This window comes from Beduinella massiliensis, from assembly GCF_900199405.1.
In the GTDB taxonomy this organism is placed as follows: Bacteria; Bacillota; Clostridia; order Christensenellales; family Aristaeellaceae; genus Beduinella; species Beduinella massiliensis.
In genome coordinates this window covers 1,642,560-1,658,036 of the sequence record NZ_LT963430.1, presented here as the reverse complement: position 1 = coordinate 1,658,036, position 15,477 = coordinate 1,642,560, and the positions used below count along the sequence as shown (strand labels likewise).

General features: G+C 60.3%; 15 protein-coding genes. 6 read left to right on the top strand and 9 right to left on the bottom strand.

Features of this window, described 5'->3' with window-relative positions:
• Positions 1-5 precede the first annotated feature (5 nt).
• Together C1725_RS08165 and C1725_RS19290 are read left to right on the top strand one after the other, a co-directional pair.
• The gene (locus tag C1725_RS08165) at positions 6-578 is read left to right on the top strand and encodes an RNA polymerase sigma factor (protein WP_346026474.1); all 573 of its coding nucleotides are present in this window, start codon (positions 6-8) and stop codon (positions 576-578) included.
• Positions 562-693: a hypothetical protein gene (locus tag C1725_RS19290; RefSeq protein ID WP_346026473.1), complete on the top strand. Its 132-nt coding sequence runs from the start codon at positions 562-564 to the stop codon at positions 691-693. The genes C1725_RS08165 and C1725_RS19290 overlap by 17 nt, the downstream gene beginning before the upstream one ends.
• A 94-nt stretch (positions 694-787) precedes the next feature.
• Here the strand turns inward: C1725_RS19290 and C1725_RS08160 are convergent, their stop codons facing one another.
• From C1725_RS08160 to C1725_RS08120, 9 genes are all read right to left on the bottom strand, one after another.
• On the bottom strand, positions 788-1,741 hold the full coding sequence (locus C1725_RS08160; protein WP_102411132.1) for a Gfo/Idh/MocA family oxidoreductase: 954 nt from the start codon (positions 1,739-1,741) through the stop codon (positions 788-790).
• 15 nt (positions 1,742-1,756) lie between these two features.
• Positions 1,757-2,587, bottom strand: coding sequence for a sugar phosphate isomerase/epimerase family protein (locus tag C1725_RS08155; protein ID WP_346026472.1), 831 nt, complete (start codon positions 2,585-2,587; stop codon positions 1,757-1,759).
• 15 nt (positions 2,588-2,602) lie between these two features.
• On the bottom strand, positions 2,603-3,421 hold the full coding sequence (locus C1725_RS08150) for an amidohydrolase family protein (protein WP_102411131.1): 819 nt from the start codon (positions 3,419-3,421) through the stop codon (positions 2,603-2,605).
• The gene (locus C1725_RS08145) at positions 3,412-4,218 is read right to left on the bottom strand and encodes an alpha/beta hydrolase fold domain-containing protein (RefSeq protein ID WP_102411130.1); all 807 of its coding nucleotides are present in this window, start codon (positions 4,216-4,218) and stop codon (positions 3,412-3,414) included. The genes C1725_RS08150 and C1725_RS08145 overlap by 10 nt, the downstream gene beginning before the upstream one ends.
• 63 nt (positions 4,219-4,281) lie before the next feature.
• Positions 4,282-5,865, bottom strand: coding sequence for an ABC transporter substrate-binding protein (locus C1725_RS08140; RefSeq protein WP_346026471.1), 1,584 nt, complete (start codon positions 5,863-5,865; stop codon positions 4,282-4,284).
• Positions 5,866-5,918: 53 nt separating this feature from the next.
• Positions 5,919-6,830 (bottom strand): carbohydrate ABC transporter permease, encoded by a 912-nt coding sequence (locus tag C1725_RS08135; protein WP_346026470.1) that lies wholly within the window; start codon positions 6,828-6,830, stop codon positions 5,919-5,921.
• Positions 6,831-6,844: 14 nt separating this feature from the next.
• Positions 6,845-7,807 (bottom strand): ABC transporter permease, encoded by a 963-nt coding sequence (locus tag C1725_RS08130; RefSeq protein WP_346026469.1) that lies wholly within the window; start codon positions 7,805-7,807, stop codon positions 6,845-6,847.
• Positions 7,808-7,953: 146 nt separating this feature from the next.
• Complete coding sequence (locus C1725_RS08125; protein ID WP_102411127.1) at positions 7,954-9,774, bottom strand: histidine kinase; 1,821 nt, start codon at positions 9,772-9,774, stop codon at positions 7,954-7,956.
• Positions 9,771-10,859 (bottom strand): response regulator transcription factor, encoded by a 1,089-nt coding sequence (locus C1725_RS08120; protein WP_346026468.1) that lies wholly within the window; start codon positions 10,857-10,859, stop codon positions 9,771-9,773. Before C1725_RS08120 ends, C1725_RS08125 begins: the two co-directional genes overlap by 4 nt.
• A 175-nt stretch (positions 10,860-11,034) precedes the next feature.
• Here C1725_RS08120 and C1725_RS08115 point away from each other — a divergent pair, with 175 nt between their 5' ends.
• The 4 genes from C1725_RS08115 to C1725_RS08100 all read left to right on the top strand — a co-directional run bounded on the left by C1725_RS08115 (position 11,035) and on the right by C1725_RS08100 (position 15,268).
• Complete coding sequence (locus C1725_RS08115) at positions 11,035-12,996, top strand: DUF8034 domain-containing protein (protein WP_102411125.1); 1,962 nt, start codon at positions 11,035-11,037, stop codon at positions 12,994-12,996.
• Complete coding sequence (locus C1725_RS08110; protein WP_102411124.1) at positions 12,993-13,973, top strand: aldo/keto reductase; 981 nt, start codon at positions 12,993-12,995, stop codon at positions 13,971-13,973. Before C1725_RS08115 ends, C1725_RS08110 begins: the two co-directional genes overlap by 4 nt.
• A gap of 27 nt (positions 13,974-14,000) precedes the next feature.
• The gene (locus C1725_RS08105; RefSeq protein WP_102411123.1) at positions 14,001-14,681 is read left to right on the top strand and encodes an RraA family protein; all 681 of its coding nucleotides are present in this window, start codon (positions 14,001-14,003) and stop codon (positions 14,679-14,681) included.
• A gap of 197 nt (positions 14,682-14,878) precedes the next feature.
• Positions 14,879-15,268, top strand: coding sequence for a hypothetical protein (locus C1725_RS08100; protein WP_102411122.1), 390 nt, complete (start codon positions 14,879-14,881; stop codon positions 15,266-15,268).
• Positions 15,269-15,477 lie beyond the last annotated feature (209 nt).

Below are 15,477 nucleotides of genomic sequence, written 5' to 3'. Positions count from 1 at the left end.
GCATCATGGAGGACAACGAACTTGCGCTGTTCAGGCGCGCGGCGGCGGGCGACGTGAACGCTCAGGAGGCGCTGTTCGCCGGGCGCATCGACGGCCTGACGCGGCTGGCCTATCTCATCACGCGCGACCACTCCGCGGCGCAGGACGTCGTGCAGGACGCGCTCATCGCCTCCATCCGCCATCTGGATTCCCTGCGAGAGGCGCAGCGCTTCGACGCCTGGCTTTCCCGCATCGTCGTCAACCACGCGCGCACCTACTGCCGCAAGGCAGGGCGCAGCGTGCCGATGGAGGACCTGTCCCTTCTGCCGCGGGTGGAAGAGAACGGGGCCGCGATCCCCTCGCCGGAGGAGTCGATTTTACGGAACGAGCAGGCGCGGCGTCTGGCGGAGATGATCAGCCGCCTGCCGGAGAAGCATCGTCTGCCCGTGCTGCTGATGTACTACCAGGGCATGAGCGAGCGGGAAATCGCGAGCGCTCTCGCCCTGCCCTCCACGACGATTAAATCCCGTCTGCACGCCGCGCGCAAGCGGCTGCGCACGATGATTGAAAGAGAGGAAAAGTATGGAAGACTTCAATGATCCGTTTGGACGCGCCCTGCGCGAGGCGCTTAGGCGCGAGGCGGAGACTTTTCCCGTGGACGCAAAGGCCGTCTGGCAGCGCGTGCGCGCGAGGCTGCAAGAGGAGAGGAAATGAGCGGACGATGACCGCCGTCGTTTGCCGGCATCCACATCCGCTCCGCGCGTTTGAAATTAAAAACAGGACCCCGCGGGCGTCCTGTTTTCGCGTCTTACAGCTTTTCGATGGTGTCGAGCACGGCCTCCAGCTCTTCCGGGCGCACCCGGTCGCAGTCCCTGCCCGCGAGCACACAGTCCGCAAAGTAACGAATCTCGTTGTAGTACGCGTTGCTGCGCGGCAGGTTGATGCCGTTCTCCGCCGCGTCCTCTTCCTGCGCGCACGTCTCCACGCGCCCGTCCTGATGGTAAATCGTCAGCGTTCCCGCCTTGAACTCCATCACCGCCTTCTCAAACTGGAAGCGGTACCCCGCCGTGAACGCGTAGTCGCAGTCGTACCACGCCGCCTCCGCGTTTATGAAGAACCCCGGGTACCGGTAGATCACGTTCAGGTAGTCCTGGCGCTCGTTCCCTGCGCGGCTGCACGCGACGCTCTCCGGCGTCCCGAACGCGTAGATCATGAAGTCCAGGTCGTGGATGTGCAGGTCGAACGGCACCAGTCCGCTGCGCTCCGGATCCTTCATCCAGTCGTCCCAGCTCCACTTCGGCGTGTTGCCCAGCCGCGTCATGCTGCCGCTGAGCAGTCTGCCATACTCGCCGCTATCCGCCGCTTCCTTCAGCCGCTCGTACTCCGGCCAGAACCGCAGCACCTGCGCCACCATCACGCACACGCCCTTCTCCCGCGCCGCGCCGTACACGCGCCGCACGTCCGCTCGCCGCAGCGAAACCGGCTTTTCCGTCAGCACGTTGATCCCCCGCCCGATCGCCTTCACCGCCGCGTCCGCGTGCAGGTACGTCGGCAGGCAGATGTCCAGCACGTCCAGTTCCTCGCCCTTCAGCATCTCGTCCAGGTCGTAATACACCCGGCAGCCGTACTTCTCCCCCACCGGATCGACCTGCTCCGCCCTGATGTCGCACGCCGCCGCGAGCTTCGCCTCCGGAACAGCGGCCCATCCCGTCAGGTGCGACTGGCTGATGCCGCCCGTTCCCACGATTCCAACCTTCAGCATCTTCTTCTTCCTCCCTTACAGCGCGGCGATCAGGCCGCTCAGGTATTCCTTCGCCTCCAGTATGTCGCGAATCTGTTCCTCTCCCTCGATCTCCCGCTCGATGGTCAGGCTTCCCTCGTACCCCAGCTCGTCCAGCGACCGCACGAGCGCGGGAAAGTCTACCCTGCCCGTGCCGATCTTGACCTCCGTGCCCAGCTCCCGCCCGTTCACCGGGTACAGCCCGTCCTTCGCGTGTACCCCGCGCACGTAGCTCCCGAACACGCACAGCGCGTCCACCGGGTTCGCCTTGCCGTAGAGGATCAGGTTCGCCGGGTCCAGGTTCACGTACAGGTTCCCCGTCCCCACGTCCTCAAAGCAGCGCAGCATCGTCACCGGCGTCTCCTGCCCCGTCTCGAACAGCAGGTTCTGCCCGTTCCCCTTCAGGTGCCTCGCTACCGCGCGTATCGCCGACACGAACCCCGCGTAGTTCGGGTCATTCGGCGATTCCGGAATGAACCCCATGTGGCTCACCACGTCCTTCACACCCAGACGCTTGGCAAAGTCCGCCCCGTCCATCAGGTTCTGCATGCGCGCAAAGCGATACGCCGCCGGCACCAGCCCCAGCGTCTCCGGTCCGTCCGTGAAGTTCCAGATCCGCGGGCCCGCCCAGCCGCACCAGAAGGCCGTTATCGCGACACCGCTCTCGCTCGCGTATTCACGGATGCGCTCCGCTTCTTCCTCCGTCCACAGCCCCAGCGCCCAGCTGATCAGCTGGCAATGCGCAAATCCCTTCGCCGCCGCGTCGTGAAATTTTTCCCGCATGCCGCTTTCCGTGTGCTCGATGCAAATGCCCACGTTCATCATCATTTTCACGTCCTTTTTTTATTCGATCCCGTATATCCGGGCAGCGTTTCGCGCCATCACGTCTTCCAGCGCTTCTTCTCCAACCTTTTGAAGGATTTCCTCCGTCAAATCGACCGCCCAGCGGTAATCGCAGCATACCGACATCACGGGCCAGTCCGAGCCAAACAGGCAGCGCTTCGTTCCAAACGCACCCAGCGCCTCCGCGATCAGCGGTTCATAAGCGCTCGCGCGCAGCGGAACCGGCGCTTCCCGGCTTCGCGTCATGAGGGCGGAAAGCTTCATGTACACGTTTTTATACGCGGCCACTTCATTTAGGAAGCGGCGGTAGCCCGGCGACGGCGCGTCCGGCAGCGAAGCTCCCGCAAAGTGCTCGAGCACGAAGTTCACGCCGGGCGCAGCCTCTATCAGGGGCTTTAAATGCTCCATATCGTCCCAGTCGCCCAGCACCTCCAGCACACGGGCGCGTCCCGACGCCATGGCCCGCACGCTTTCCATGAGCGCGGGCGTGACCTTCGTGCGCGCAGGAATGCGAAGGCCGCGAAATTTCGCTTCCGCTGTGTATCGCCCGTAATAGGCCTTAAAGCCGTTTTCGCCGTCTTCCACCTGCCCGATCAGCGCAAGGATTTTCTCCTCGTTCCGGTAACGAGCCGCAAGGTCGTCCATCAGCTCTGTCTCGGAGGAGCACGCGACGACGATCGCGCCGTCTACAGGCGTCTCCCGGGTAGCCTCCAAAAACTCCGGCATTTCAAAGCGCCGGTAAAAGACATCTCCCTTGGGCGGCCAAGCGAGGCTCAGCCGCATGGGGTCATACAGGTGCACGTGCGCATCTATTCGCATTCCGCCGCCTCCATTTTCGCGTTTGCAGGGTCATCTTCAATCCAGCCAAGCTGCGCAAGCCGTTCCAATAGGCCATCTACCGACGCGCGCACGTCCTCGTTCGGGCGCTCGTAGTCCGGCACGAGAAACGCGTGGCGAAGGCCCGGCAGCAGTAGAATTTCGCTCTGCACGCCGGCATTTTGCAGCGCCCGGTGATAGCGCCAGGTCATTTCCGGTTCGACCACCGTATCCTCCAGCCCCTGCACGTGCAGCGTGGGCGCGCACCCAGGCTCCACGTTGAACAGCGGCGACAGCGCCTCCGCCGCAGCCTGCTGCTCCACCCAGCGCGCCGCGCTCGAACGATCCGGCTCGCACAGGTGCTCCTTGAATACGCGCGTCATGTCGGTCACTCCGTTGACGTTCACCACGCAGTCCGCTCTCTCCAATGCGTCCGGCACGATGCGTGGCGTGCCCAGGCAGCAGGCCAGGTGCCCGCCGGCTGACTCGCCCGTCACGACGATGCGGGAGACGCCCAGCTCCTGCCCATGCGAGTGCAGGAAGCGAACCGCCGCGCGGCAGTCGGCCAGGCAATCGCGCACCTGAACCCGATCGGTTTGCAGCCTGTATGGAACGGCAAAGGCATGCGCGCCGAAAAGCGCCGTGCGCTCCATGTGAAGCTGATAGTCAGATGCGCTGCCGTGCCGCCAGCCTCCCCCATGAATCCAAAGGATCGCCGGCCGCGGCGCGCTCCCCTGCGTGCGCCTCGCGAGCAGCCGCATGGGCTGCCCGGCTCCGTTTTCACACTCGATCGTCTCCATGCAGTTCTCCTCCCCGACAAAGGGCGGACGCCAAAGCGTCCGCCCCGCTGGATCCCGCGACCCTTACCACTTCACGCCGTTCGCCTCGACGTATTCCGTCACCTGGCGCTGCACCTCTGCAATGTAGGCGTCGTAATCCGCCAGCTCCAGCTTCTGCTGCAGCTCGTTCCAGCCCTGCTCCCATTCGGCGCCCAGATAGCCTCTGAACAGCATGGCCGGCTTATTCAGGCCGAGGTATTCCGTCTCAATCGCGCGGATATTGGCCTCTTCCGTCTCCACGGCGTCCGCGTCAAAGCTGAAGGAAATCAGCGGATTGACGTACGCATTCTTTTCCAGTTCCTTTTTGTCCTCGTACTCGCCGACGATGTCCGTCGTCGTGTACAGGGCGTTCGTGCAGGTGCCGAACGTCCACTTCCACAGGCCGTAGTTCCAATCGCCCGTGGACTGGCCGAGGCCGCCCGTCGTCTCAATGGTGCCGTCGCCCGCTTCGGTGTAGTTCCAGTGCTCGCCCTCAAAGCCGTAAACCAGCAGGCGGTACAGGTCGCGTCCCGCGTCGGATACCAGCAGGTTCATCAGCATGACCGCGCGCTCCGGGTTCTTGGAGGTATAGGGGATGCAGGTCGCCGTCGAGAAGCCCAGGCTGAACTCCGCATCCGGATTGGTATAGGCGGCCACGACGTCAAAGCCGCTTTCCGCCGTCGCATGCTTGGCGATGTCGATCAGGCCGTCCGAGCCGTTGGTGATGTAGCCGCTCAGTCCGTCGCGGCGGAAGTCCGCTTCGATGTTTTCCACGCTCGCGATGTCCGGGCGGATGTAGCCCTTCTGGTACCAGTCGGCCATGTACTCGCAGTTGAGCTTGACGACGTCGCTCGTCAGCAGGGGCTTGACCGTGAACGTGTCGTCTCCGCGTTCCACGTAGGCATACGGGCCGACGAGCACGCTGCCCTGCTTGTCGTAATAGGAATACAGGCCCTGCTGCATGTTATAGCCCATGCCGATGCGTCCCGCGTCCTTGCAGGCCTTAAAGTACTCCTCCAGCTTGTCGTAGACCTTCGCCTTCGCGTCGACGTCCATGGTCTTGCAGTTGTCGTACATGACCTGCTGGAATTCGTCCACCCAGTTTTCGCCCGCAAGATCCGCGAGCTCTTTGGGGAAGCGCATCGCATAGCGCCCGCCGACGAGGCCCTGCCACACCGGGATCGCGTACAGGCGTCCGTCATACACGCGGTGCATGTTCAGGATGTCGTCGCCATAGAACGCCTTGACGTCCTGTCCGTACTTGTCGAGCAGGTCATCCATCGGCTGGATGGAGCCCATGCTCGCCTCGCTGGGGATGTTATGGAACCAGCCGATCCAGGCCAGATCGATCTGCTCGCCCGCGGCCATCGCGCGCGACCAGCGGTCGTAATACTCGTTGTCCGGAACGATGGTGAAGTTCACCGTGGTGTTCGGCAGGTACTCCTGCAGCATCTCGTTGAACTTTTCCCACACGCGGTCGGAATCCTTCTGCTTTCCCGGGCCCATGATCCAGTACTCGAGCGTGACCGGCTCGAGGTTCTCGCTGACGGCGCCTTCCGCGAGCGACGCGGGCAGGCAGCTGAGCAGCATAAGCGCCGAGAGCAACAGGGCAACCAGCTTTTTCTTCATATGGGGAATCCTCCTTTTTCTTAAAGGGCGCTCCGGCCCTTTGACTACACAGATCATCCCTTTACGGCCCCCACGGTGAGCCCCTGCGAAAAATACTTCTGAAAGAAGGGGAAAACCAGCAGCATCGGTCCGGCCGCAATTACGCACAGCGCATAGCGCAGCGTTTCCGTGGGCTGCTTGAACTTTGAAAAGTCGATGCCGACCATGTTGTTCGCCGTCATGCTGCGCAGGAACTGCGCTTCGTTGAGCACCTTCTGCAGCAGGTATTGCAGGGTGTAAAGCTCTGGATTGTAGATGTAGATCAGCGACGTGTTCCAGTCGTTCCACTTGGCCACCAGCGTCATGAAGCCCACGGTCGCAAATACCGGCGTGGACAGCGGGAGGGCGATCTGGAAGAAGATGCGCAGCTCCTTTGCCCCATCGATCTTGGCGGATTCAAAGAGCGATTCCGGCAGGTTTTTGAAGAACGTGCGGATGACCAGCGTATTCCACGCGCCGCCCGTGATGTTGGGCAGGATGTAAACCCAGAAGCTGTCTCCCAGGCCGTACCAGCGGGTATAGATGATGTAGGTCGGGATCATTCCGCCGGAAAAGAGCATCGTGAAAAAGATGTAAAACGTGATCGGTTTTCTGTATGCAAAATTGCTGCGCGAGAGCGGATAGGCCACCATGCCCGCGACGATGCAGGAGAGCAGCGTGCCCAGAATCGCCTGCGCCGCCGTCACGCCGTAGGCCCGCTGGATGGAGCCGGAGTTGCCGAACGCCATCTTGTACGCATCCAGCGTAAATCCGCGCGGGAACAGGCTGTATCCCGCGTTGGCGGCGGTCACCGCGTCCTCGCTGGAAAGGGAGATGGACACGACCATAATCATCGGCAAAACGAACGTAAGGCAAGCCACGATAAAGAACAGATGAATCAGCAGCTTGTGGCGCTGCCCTTTCTGGAACATCTTCCGATTCAGCATCTTTTACCTCCCCCTCAAAACATCGCGTTGTCGGGCGAAACCTTGGCGATGATGTAATTCGTGCCGCCCACAAAGATCAGCCCCACGACCGATTGAATCAGCCCGATCGCCGAGCTCGCCCCAAAGTTGGCATTTTTCAGCCCGCGGTATACGTAGGTGTTCACGACGTCCGTCGTCTCATACAGCACGGCAACGTCGCGGGGGATCTGGTAAAACAGTCCAAAGTCTCCGCTGAAGATGCCGCCCATCGCCATGATCGTCATGATACACACCAGCGGAACCAGGTGCGGAATGGAAATATAGCGCGTCTGCTGCCACCGGCTTGCGCCGTCGATGATCGCCGCCTCGTAAAGAGAGGTGTCGATGCCCATCAGGGAGGCGAAGTAGAGCATAGACCCCATGCCGACCCCCTTCCAGGTGTTCACCAGCACGATGATGAACGGCCAGTACCCGGGGCTGCTGTAGACGTCCACCCGCTCCATGCCAAATGCGGAAAAAATCTGGCCCATGATGCCCAGCGAGGGATTGAGAATCGCATAGGTGATATAACCAACGATGACCCAGGACATGAAGTTGGGGAACGTCATGATCGTCTGATACGTCTTGAGCGCCCGTTTGTTCTGAACCTCGAACAGCAGCAGCGCAACCGATATGTTGATGACCGGCCCCAGCACCATAAAAATGAGGTTGTAGCCTACCGTGTTGCGAACGATGCGCCACAGCTCGACCGACTTGAAGAGGTACTCGAAGTTCTTCAGCCCGATGAACTGGCTGTGAAACATGCCCGTCGGGTATTTAAACTTTTCAAACGCCATGACGATGCCGCACATCGGCACATAGTTGAACAAAAAATAAAGCACGATTGCCGGAAGGCAAAGCGCGAGCAGGCTGCCGTTCCTGCGCAGCGTTCTGAGCGGAGAGCTCCTTTGTGCCGCGCCTTTCAGGCCGGGTGCCCGTGCTTCTACCGTCTTATTCACATTGAACCCCTCGCTTTGACAGATTGTTGGTGCGTCCCATCTGTATTTTATTATAGGTTGCACAAACGAGAGGGTCAATTCTGAATATTCTGACAATCGTGTACTATTCTGACCACTTTTCATGGTCCTTCTTACCAGCGCTGCCGCTACTTTCCCGCCTGAGCGGGAAAGAGCAGCGTCACGCAAAGCCCGCCCTGCTGCGGGACGGAAAGCCTGATCCCTGCCGCCTCGCCGTAAATCAGCTTAAAGCGCTGGTTGACGTTGCGAAGCCCGACATACCGGTCGTCGAAGAGGTACTGCGTCTGCATGTGGCGGTTAAGCTCCTCCAGATGCGCTTCGTCCATGCCCACGCCGTCGTCCGTCACCGAAATGCGCACGTTCCCCGCCTCCATCGAACCCTCGATCAGGAGCGTGCCGCGGTAGCGCCTGGGCCGCAGGCCGTGATGAATGGCGTTTTCCACCAGCGGTTGGAGGGAAAGCTTGATGATCTGCCTGTCCAGAATCTGCGGATCGATCTGCCAGAGCACGTTGACACGGCCCTGATAGCGGATGTCGAAAATCCGTAAATACAGCTTGACGTGCTCGATCTCCTCGCGCACGAGCACCAGATAGCTTTGGCATTCCAGGCTTACGCGCATCAGCTGCGCCAGCGGCGCGATCATGTCCGAAATCTCGTTTTCACCGCCAAACCGGTCGATCGCAGCCCAGCGCACGGCGTCCAGCGTGTTGTACAGGAAGTGCGGGTTGATCTGATTTTGCAGCGCGCGCAGCTGCGCGTTGTTCAGCTTGTCCATGCGTTCCTCCAGCTCCAGCGTCAGGCGTCTGTTCGTGCTGCGCGTCGCGTAGAGGATGTCCTTGATGTGCTCCACCTCGTCCTTTTGACGCTCCTTGTCCATGGAGCGCTCCAGGGCGATGGGCCTGTCCACCGCGCTCAGGAGGTTTCGGATGGGTGAAAACGTCGCCAGCGTGATGATGAAGGTCACGGCAACGCTCAGCACCAGCGATACGATCGCCATGCGAAGCGTAAAATCCAGGGGCTCCGTCCGCCGGCTTTCGTAGTAGCTCATCGGGCGAATCGAAAGGTAGCGCAGGCTTTGCACCTGCGAAGGCACCGAGGCCACCACGACCGTATCGTCCTCCAGCTCCATGATCCGCGTCGTATCGTCCAGTAGCATCAGCGGCTGCGGCAGGAGGCGCTCCGTCTCCATCCGGCGGTAATTGTTGTCGTACAGGATGTGCCCCTCGCTGTCCGCGATGTACATCTGCTGCTCTTCAAAGTGATTTCCGTTGATAAACGCGCCGAGCTGCTCGATGTTCAGGTTGATGACCACCGCGCCGCCCAGGCGTCCGGTCAGATATTTGGCCGGACAGATGAACGTGATGAAATAGGGGTAGGAGTCGTTCTTGCGGCGCGATTCAATGCGGAAGGACTCGTCGCTCATCTGCTCGTACACGCCAAGCCACGAATTGTCCCGAACGTCGCCCACGTCTACCAGATCCCCGCTGTAGAGCACGAGCCCGGAGTTTTCCGCGTAAAGGTAGATCGAATCGATATAACGATAGGTCGTCGTAAAAAAGCGGATGCGCTCGTGCAGATCCGCCACCAGGGTGTTCCGCGACCACGAGCCGCCCGTCTCTGCGCTCTTTCGCAGCGCGCTTTCGCTTTGCAGCATAAAAAGGCGCGTATCCACGTCCGAGGCGAAGCTGTAGGCCAGCTCGTAAACCTCCTTGAAGATCGCGTCCATCACGTCGGCGCTCTTTTCGAGCGATTGGCGCTCAATGCCGATGATCTCGTTCTCCATCGCGCGCTGCGCGTTGAACGAATAGCCATAGTTGATGACCGTCAGCGGCAGGATGATGAGCAGCGTGATGATGCCGAAATTTTTGAGAAAAATGCTGTTAAACCGGTAGTTGCGCAGGTAGTCGATCAGCCGCCATTTTCCCTGCGGCACCTGCTGTCTTCTCACGGCCGCTCCCCCTCGTGGCGCTGGGCTCTCGCGCGGTATTCGCGCACCGTACACCCCGTGTATTTCTTGAACGACCGGTGGAAGTAGGCCTGGTCCTGATAGCCGCTCAGCAGGGCGACCTGCGCGATGCTGTGCTGTCCTTCGGCGATCAGCGCCGCCGCGCGCCGCATGCGAAGCCGGATGACGTAATCCATCAGGCTTTCCCCGCATTGCACCCGAAAGGCCCGGCTCAGGTATCCGCTGGAAAGGTACACGCTGTGCGCGATGTCGTCCACCGTGATCTTGTCGCTCAAATGCTCCTCGATGTATCGCTTCGCCTGATCCACCACGCTGCTGCCGGTGCTGCGGTAGACGCGAACGGAAACGCAAAGGTCCATAAGCAGTTGGAGCATCTCGCTTAAAACCGTCTCCTCACGCATGCGCGCCATGCGCTCGACCATATTCTCCCGCGGCAGCACCGTGACCGGGGAAATGCCCGCCTGGTTGATGCGCTCGTACACCTTCATCAGCAGGTTGGACAGGCAATAGAGCTGCGCGTTGGCCGGCGCCCCGTCCAGCGAGCGCCGCAGCTTTTCGTTCAGCAGGCTGAGCCCATTCTCGTCGGCGGACGCAACGGCCAGAGCCGCCCTGTCCTCCAGTTCGACGATCTGCGCATAGGCCTCTTCTCCGAAGTAGATGATGGGCAGGTTCGCCGTATCCGGCTTGTTCCGCCGTTCCAGCTCCTCGCCCACCTGCCGGAATACAGCCTCCAGCTCCTTTAAATCGATGGGCTTGAGCACGTAGTTGCGCACGCCGTAACGCATCGCCTCCTGAACGTATTCAAACTCGCGGTAACCGCTCAGGATGACCACCTGTGTGCGCGGACAGTGGTCGCGCACGTAGCGCGACAGCTCGATTCCGCTGACCTCGTACATGATGACGTCGGTCAGAATCGCGTCCACCGCGTTCTTTTCCAGAAATTCGATGGCGTTTTGCCCGTCCTCAAACAGGCCCGCCACTTCAAACCCCCACTGCGCCCATGGGACGTTGCGCGCCATGCTGCCCCGGATGATGTCGTCGTCGTCTACGATCAAGAGCTTAAACACCGCGATTCTTTTCCCCCTCGGCAATAAAGGTGTTTTAAACATTAACACGAAAAAACAGTCATGTCAATCCACAAGAAGGTCACGATTTTGCATTGACGTGACAAAACAGCACGCCCTATAATGTGGCCAATGAACAAAGAACCTTGTCGAAAGGTTCAGAAAACGAGGCGGTCTTGTGCAGCATATTGAAGCGAAGCGGTTTCAGACCGAATTCCCTGATTGGGCTTTCAGGGAACGTCTGCTCATGCGAACGCTCGATGAAACGCCGGAAAGCATTCTGCAAAAATACGTTCGAGAGGATGGCAGCATGCTTTGGCCGGTTCAGCCCGGCCATGCCGACGTGGACGGGCTCGACGACATGTACGAGAGCTTCCACAACTGGCCGCTCTACTACCTGCTCGGCGGGGACGAACGCTTCCTCTCGGCCTCGCATAAGGAATTTGACGCCATCACGCGTCAGTTCAGCGGCGTCCCCTGCGGCCACGGACACAGCGTCGTCCGCCGGGAATACGAGCAGGGCTACGACTGGATGCATCAGGGCGAGGGGTACCTCTTCTTCTACCTGCTCAACCTCGCGGACCCAAACGACCCGGTGAACAAAGCGCGTTCCGTTCGCTTCGCCTCGTTCTACACGGGCGAGGACGAACATGCGCGCAACTACGACGCGCGTCTGCGCATGATGCGCTGCTGCTATCTGGGCAGCGAGGGCCCCGCCTATCGAAACTTTGGCGACGGCGAGGCCGCGCCCTGGGCATACGCGGACTGGAAGGAGTACTACGGCCTCCCCTACGACGACGTGCCGGGCGTACGTACGGTGCGCGACCTCAAGGACCCGGACAAAGCTGCCGCCATGGGCCGCGCATTGAAGGAGCGCCTGCAGCACAGCGACACAGCGATCAACCTGATGTGCACAGCGCTGGTCATGAACGCGTACCTGCACACCAGGGATGATCGGTACGCCCGCTTTATCGACGAATACGTCGGCGCCTGGCGAGAGCGCATGGCGCAAAACGGCGGCATCCTGCCGGACAACGTGGGCCCCGACGGACGCGTCGGCTCTGCGATGGGCGGAAACTGGTATGGCGGGCACTACGGCTGGACGTGGCCGCACGGGTTTTATTTTCTGGGAGAAGCCATGGCTGTCGCCGGGGAAATCCAGTGCCTCCTGCACGGCAGCCCCGACGCCATGGACTGGCTGCGCGATCAGGTCCAGGCGCTCATGCGCCTGGGCGTCGAGCAGGACGGCACGCTGTTCATTCCCCATAAGCACTCCGTTCCCGGCGCCCTCCATGCGCACAGGGCGTACAACCCCGATTATGACTGCGTCAACGGCCGCGTGCTCACCACGGGCCAAGCGGAAGAGGGCCTCGAAAACTTTTTGGAGCGGGACGGCTGGTTCGAGTTTGCCCCCATGCGGCCCGTTTCGCTGGCGCACCTGTACGCAGTCACGCGAAGCGAGGCCGACCTGGCCCTCGTCCGCAGGCTGCGCAATCTCGAGCGGCCCGACTGGGACCGCGTGCGCGCGTTCTACGCAAAGGATCAGGGCGGACACGAAGCCGCCTGGCTCGAATACCTGAACGGCGCGTACCCGGGGTATCCGCTCGATGCCCTCGACCATGCGCTTACCCAGGTCTACGCTCGCATGAAGGCCATTCGCGAGGATGCTCAGGATCCATCGACGTATTCCGACTCGTATCTCCAGCAGCGAAATCCCGTGAACACCGAAGCGCTCGTACACCTGACGCTGGGCGGCCTTCCCCCGGTCTACAACGGCGGGCTGCTGCTCGTCACGCTCCGTTATTACGACGCTGAAGCCCTGCGTCCCGGGCTCCCGCCGGACGTCGCCGCGCTCGTAAGCGAGCTTCATCCGGATTTCGCCGTGGTGACGCTCGTCAATTTGCACCCGGCAAAGCCGCGCAAGCTGATCCTGCAGGGCGGCGCGTTCGGCGAGCATCAGATCACGCACGCCGAATATCAGGAGCCGGGCGGCGAGCCCGCAACGCTCTGCGTCGACAGCCCATGGCTCGCGGTATCCCTTTGCGCCGCATCCGTTCTCACCTGCAAGCTGTGGATGAAGCGCTTTTCCCGAAAGCCGTCCTATCAAACGCCTTTTGACGACGAAGGAGGATCTCTATGACCCGGACTCATTCTGGAAAACCCATCAAGGAAGTGCTTCGCGGCTTTCGCATGCGCACGGCCTCCGGCCGCGTGCTCCCCATCGGCGTAGGCTGTGCGTTTCTCGGCGAGCGGGATGGAAAGGTCTCGCAGGAAGCCATTCGCGAGGACAGCGCGCTCATGGAAAAGTGCTATGAAGCGGGCCTTCGCATATTTGATACGTCCTGTGATTACGGCCCCAGCGAATGCGTCGTGGGTGATTTTATCCGCCGTATCGACCGCAGCAGCATCTTTCTTTGCACCAAGTCCCGCTACCCCTTCGAGCAGCCGGACGCGTTTGAGGTATTCAAGCGCACGTTCTATGAGAGTTTTGAGCGCCTGCACACCGATTACATCGACCTGTACCAGATTCACGACACCAACAACTACAATGTTTGTGTGCGCGACGTCATCCCCTTCCTGCGGGACCGCAAGTCGGAGGGCATGATCGGATACATCGGCATGGGCACGCGGGATTTAAACGCCCTGGAGCTGGGCGTGCGTGACGGCGGGCTGGACAGCGTGCTTTCCTACCTGGAGTACAGCCTGCTCAAATCCTCCGCTCAGTCGCTGATTGACGTGTGCCGCGAGAAGGGCGCGGCATTCCTCAACGCCGCGGTGCTGCACTACGGCGTCGTGAAGGCGGATGACCCGTTGAACTTTCACGACCTCTGGTGGGACGGCCGCCCGTTTGTCGGCGGCGCGCTGCACATCCGCCAAGCGGCGGAGCGCATGCAAAGGCTGCTCCGGGAGTTGAACGTACCCGTCATCCCGGCGGCGCTGCAGGTCTCTTTGCTCAACCCGGACGTAGACATCACCCTGAACGGCATCCGCCGCGCCTCCAATCTCGCCTCTACCCTGGAGGCCCTCGATCACATGATCTACCCCGAGCAGTGGGCGCAAATCCTCGCGCTTCGCAGCGAATTGCCGTTCCATAGCGTTCAGGAGCTCGAAAGCTGAGGCTCTCTGACTTCAAAGGAGGTATTTATGCAGCATTCATCTTTTCCCATCGCTCCAAAGGAGCTCATCGCCCGCTACGAAAAAAATCTGCACAGCGCCATCGTGTTCGACACGATGAACGCGCACGGCATCGCGAACTGCACGCTTCCCACGTATCTGAAGCCGGTTGTTCCAGGACAGAAGCTGTGCGGTTTCGCCTATACGGTCAAGGGCGCGCCCTGGCACGAAAAAATTCCGCTCGACGAGGAGATGCGGGTTCGCGCTGCGTACATGGGCGGTTACTACGAGGACTGCGTTCCCGTATGGGATTGCAGCGGCGTGCAGGGACAGGCTGAATACGGAGAAATGATGAGCGCGCAGTCCATCGTCATGGGCTGCCGGGGCGCGATCATCGACGGCGGCGTGCGCGACAGCGAGCGCATCCGCGAAATGGGTTTCCGGGCATGGTATCGCTATACGACGCCCACGCCGATGATTCACTTCAAGATCCTCGCATGGGAGATTCCGATTCAAATCGGGGACGTCCTCATCCGCCCCGGCGACGTCCTCTTCGGCGACTGCGATGGCGTCGTGCGCGTGCCGCGCGAGATGGCCTACGACATTCTGGTCGAGGCCGAGCTGAAGGTGCAGGAAGAGAAAGGCTGGCGCCACGTCATTGCCGAAAAGATCACGCCGCAAAAGGCGCTGGAACGCGGGGTTCTGTTTTAAGCTGCTTGCTGCCCTTTAAGAGGGAAATCCACCGTGTGCATTTACATCCTGCCCTATTTGAACGGCCGCTGTTGCAGATTTTCCGCATCTGCAACAGCGGCCGTTCAGACCATTAACACCCACTAACGGAAGTGGTCAGGGGGTTGAGCATATCAAGAAAAAAGGAAGAGAGAGGGCGAAAGAAGAAAAACATGTAGATGAAACGAATGCTGCGAAAACGGAAAATAGGCCGGCAGAATGAATGCAGGATCGTGTTGTTGGAAGATCTGGCGCCGAAAGAGCACCTCTATCTGAAGAATGTCGAAACAGCAGCAGATTTCAGCTTCATCCATGGTCACTGTAAGAATTTATATTGCCTGGACAATGGACGTACAAGAGATCAAAGCACGTTTAGGCTATTTACCAACTTACATGGAATGGATGCGGGATACCACAACGCCGCTATTGCACATCTGTTGAGGGCAAAAGGAATCCAGGGCCTAATCGGTACCGACGCCACACACATGCCAGAGAGCACTACAGAAAGTAGCGATTTCTTTACGACTTTAAATATGACGTTTATCGTTGCCCAGAACACCCTCTTTTGAACTGGAAAACAACGACGCGAGAAGGATATCGGCAATACTTCTGTAATCCGAAAGTTTGTGCTGATTGTCTGAGGCGCAAAGAATGTTTCAGCGGCAAAGCACGCGGAAGATGGTGACAAGGCATGTCCGGCAGAATGACCTGGACGCCCTTACCCGTTTTACTAAATCTTCCAATGAAAGGCAGATTTAGGAATGGCTTAAAGGGACCA

What these genes read in the sequence shown, in the direction of transcription:
- C1725_RS08165 (WP_346026474.1), top strand. Translation starts at nt 6, where the DNA reads ATGGAGGACAACGAACTTGCGCTGTTCAGGCGCGCGGCGGCGGGCGAC.
- C1725_RS19290 (WP_346026473.1), top strand. Translation starts at nt 562, where the DNA reads ATGGAAGACTTCAATGATCCGTTTGGACGCGCCCTGCGCGAGGCGCTT.
- C1725_RS08160 (WP_102411132.1), bottom strand. Translation starts at nt 1,741, where the DNA reads ATGCTGAAGGTTGGAATCGTGGGAACGGGCGGCATCAGCCAGTCGCAC.
- C1725_RS08155 (WP_346026472.1), bottom strand. Translation starts at nt 2,587, where the DNA reads ATGATGATGAACGTGGGCATTTGCATCGAGCACACGGAAAGCGGCATG.
- C1725_RS08150 (WP_102411131.1), bottom strand. Translation starts at nt 3,421, where the DNA reads ATGCGAATAGATGCGCACGTGCACCTGTATGACCCCATGCGGCTGAGC.
- C1725_RS08145 (WP_102411130.1), bottom strand. Translation starts at nt 4,218, where the DNA reads ATGGAGACGATCGAGTGTGAAAACGGAGCCGGGCAGCCCATGCGGCTG.
- C1725_RS08140 (WP_346026471.1), bottom strand. Translation starts at nt 5,865, where the DNA reads ATGAAGAAAAAGCTGGTTGCCCTGTTGCTCTCGGCGCTTATGCTGCTC.
- C1725_RS08135 (WP_346026470.1), bottom strand. Translation starts at nt 6,830, where the DNA reads ATGCTGAATCGGAAGATGTTCCAGAAAGGGCAGCGCCACAAGCTGCTG.
- C1725_RS08110 (WP_102411124.1), top strand. Translation starts at nt 12,993, where the DNA reads ATGACCCGGACTCATTCTGGAAAACCCATCAAGGAAGTGCTTCGCGGC.
- C1725_RS08105 (WP_102411123.1), top strand. Translation starts at nt 14,001, where the DNA reads ATGCAGCATTCATCTTTTCCCATCGCTCCAAAGGAGCTCATCGCCCGC.
- C1725_RS08100 (WP_102411122.1), top strand. Translation starts at nt 14,879, where the DNA reads ATGAAACGAATGCTGCGAAAACGGAAAATAGGCCGGCAGAATGAATGC.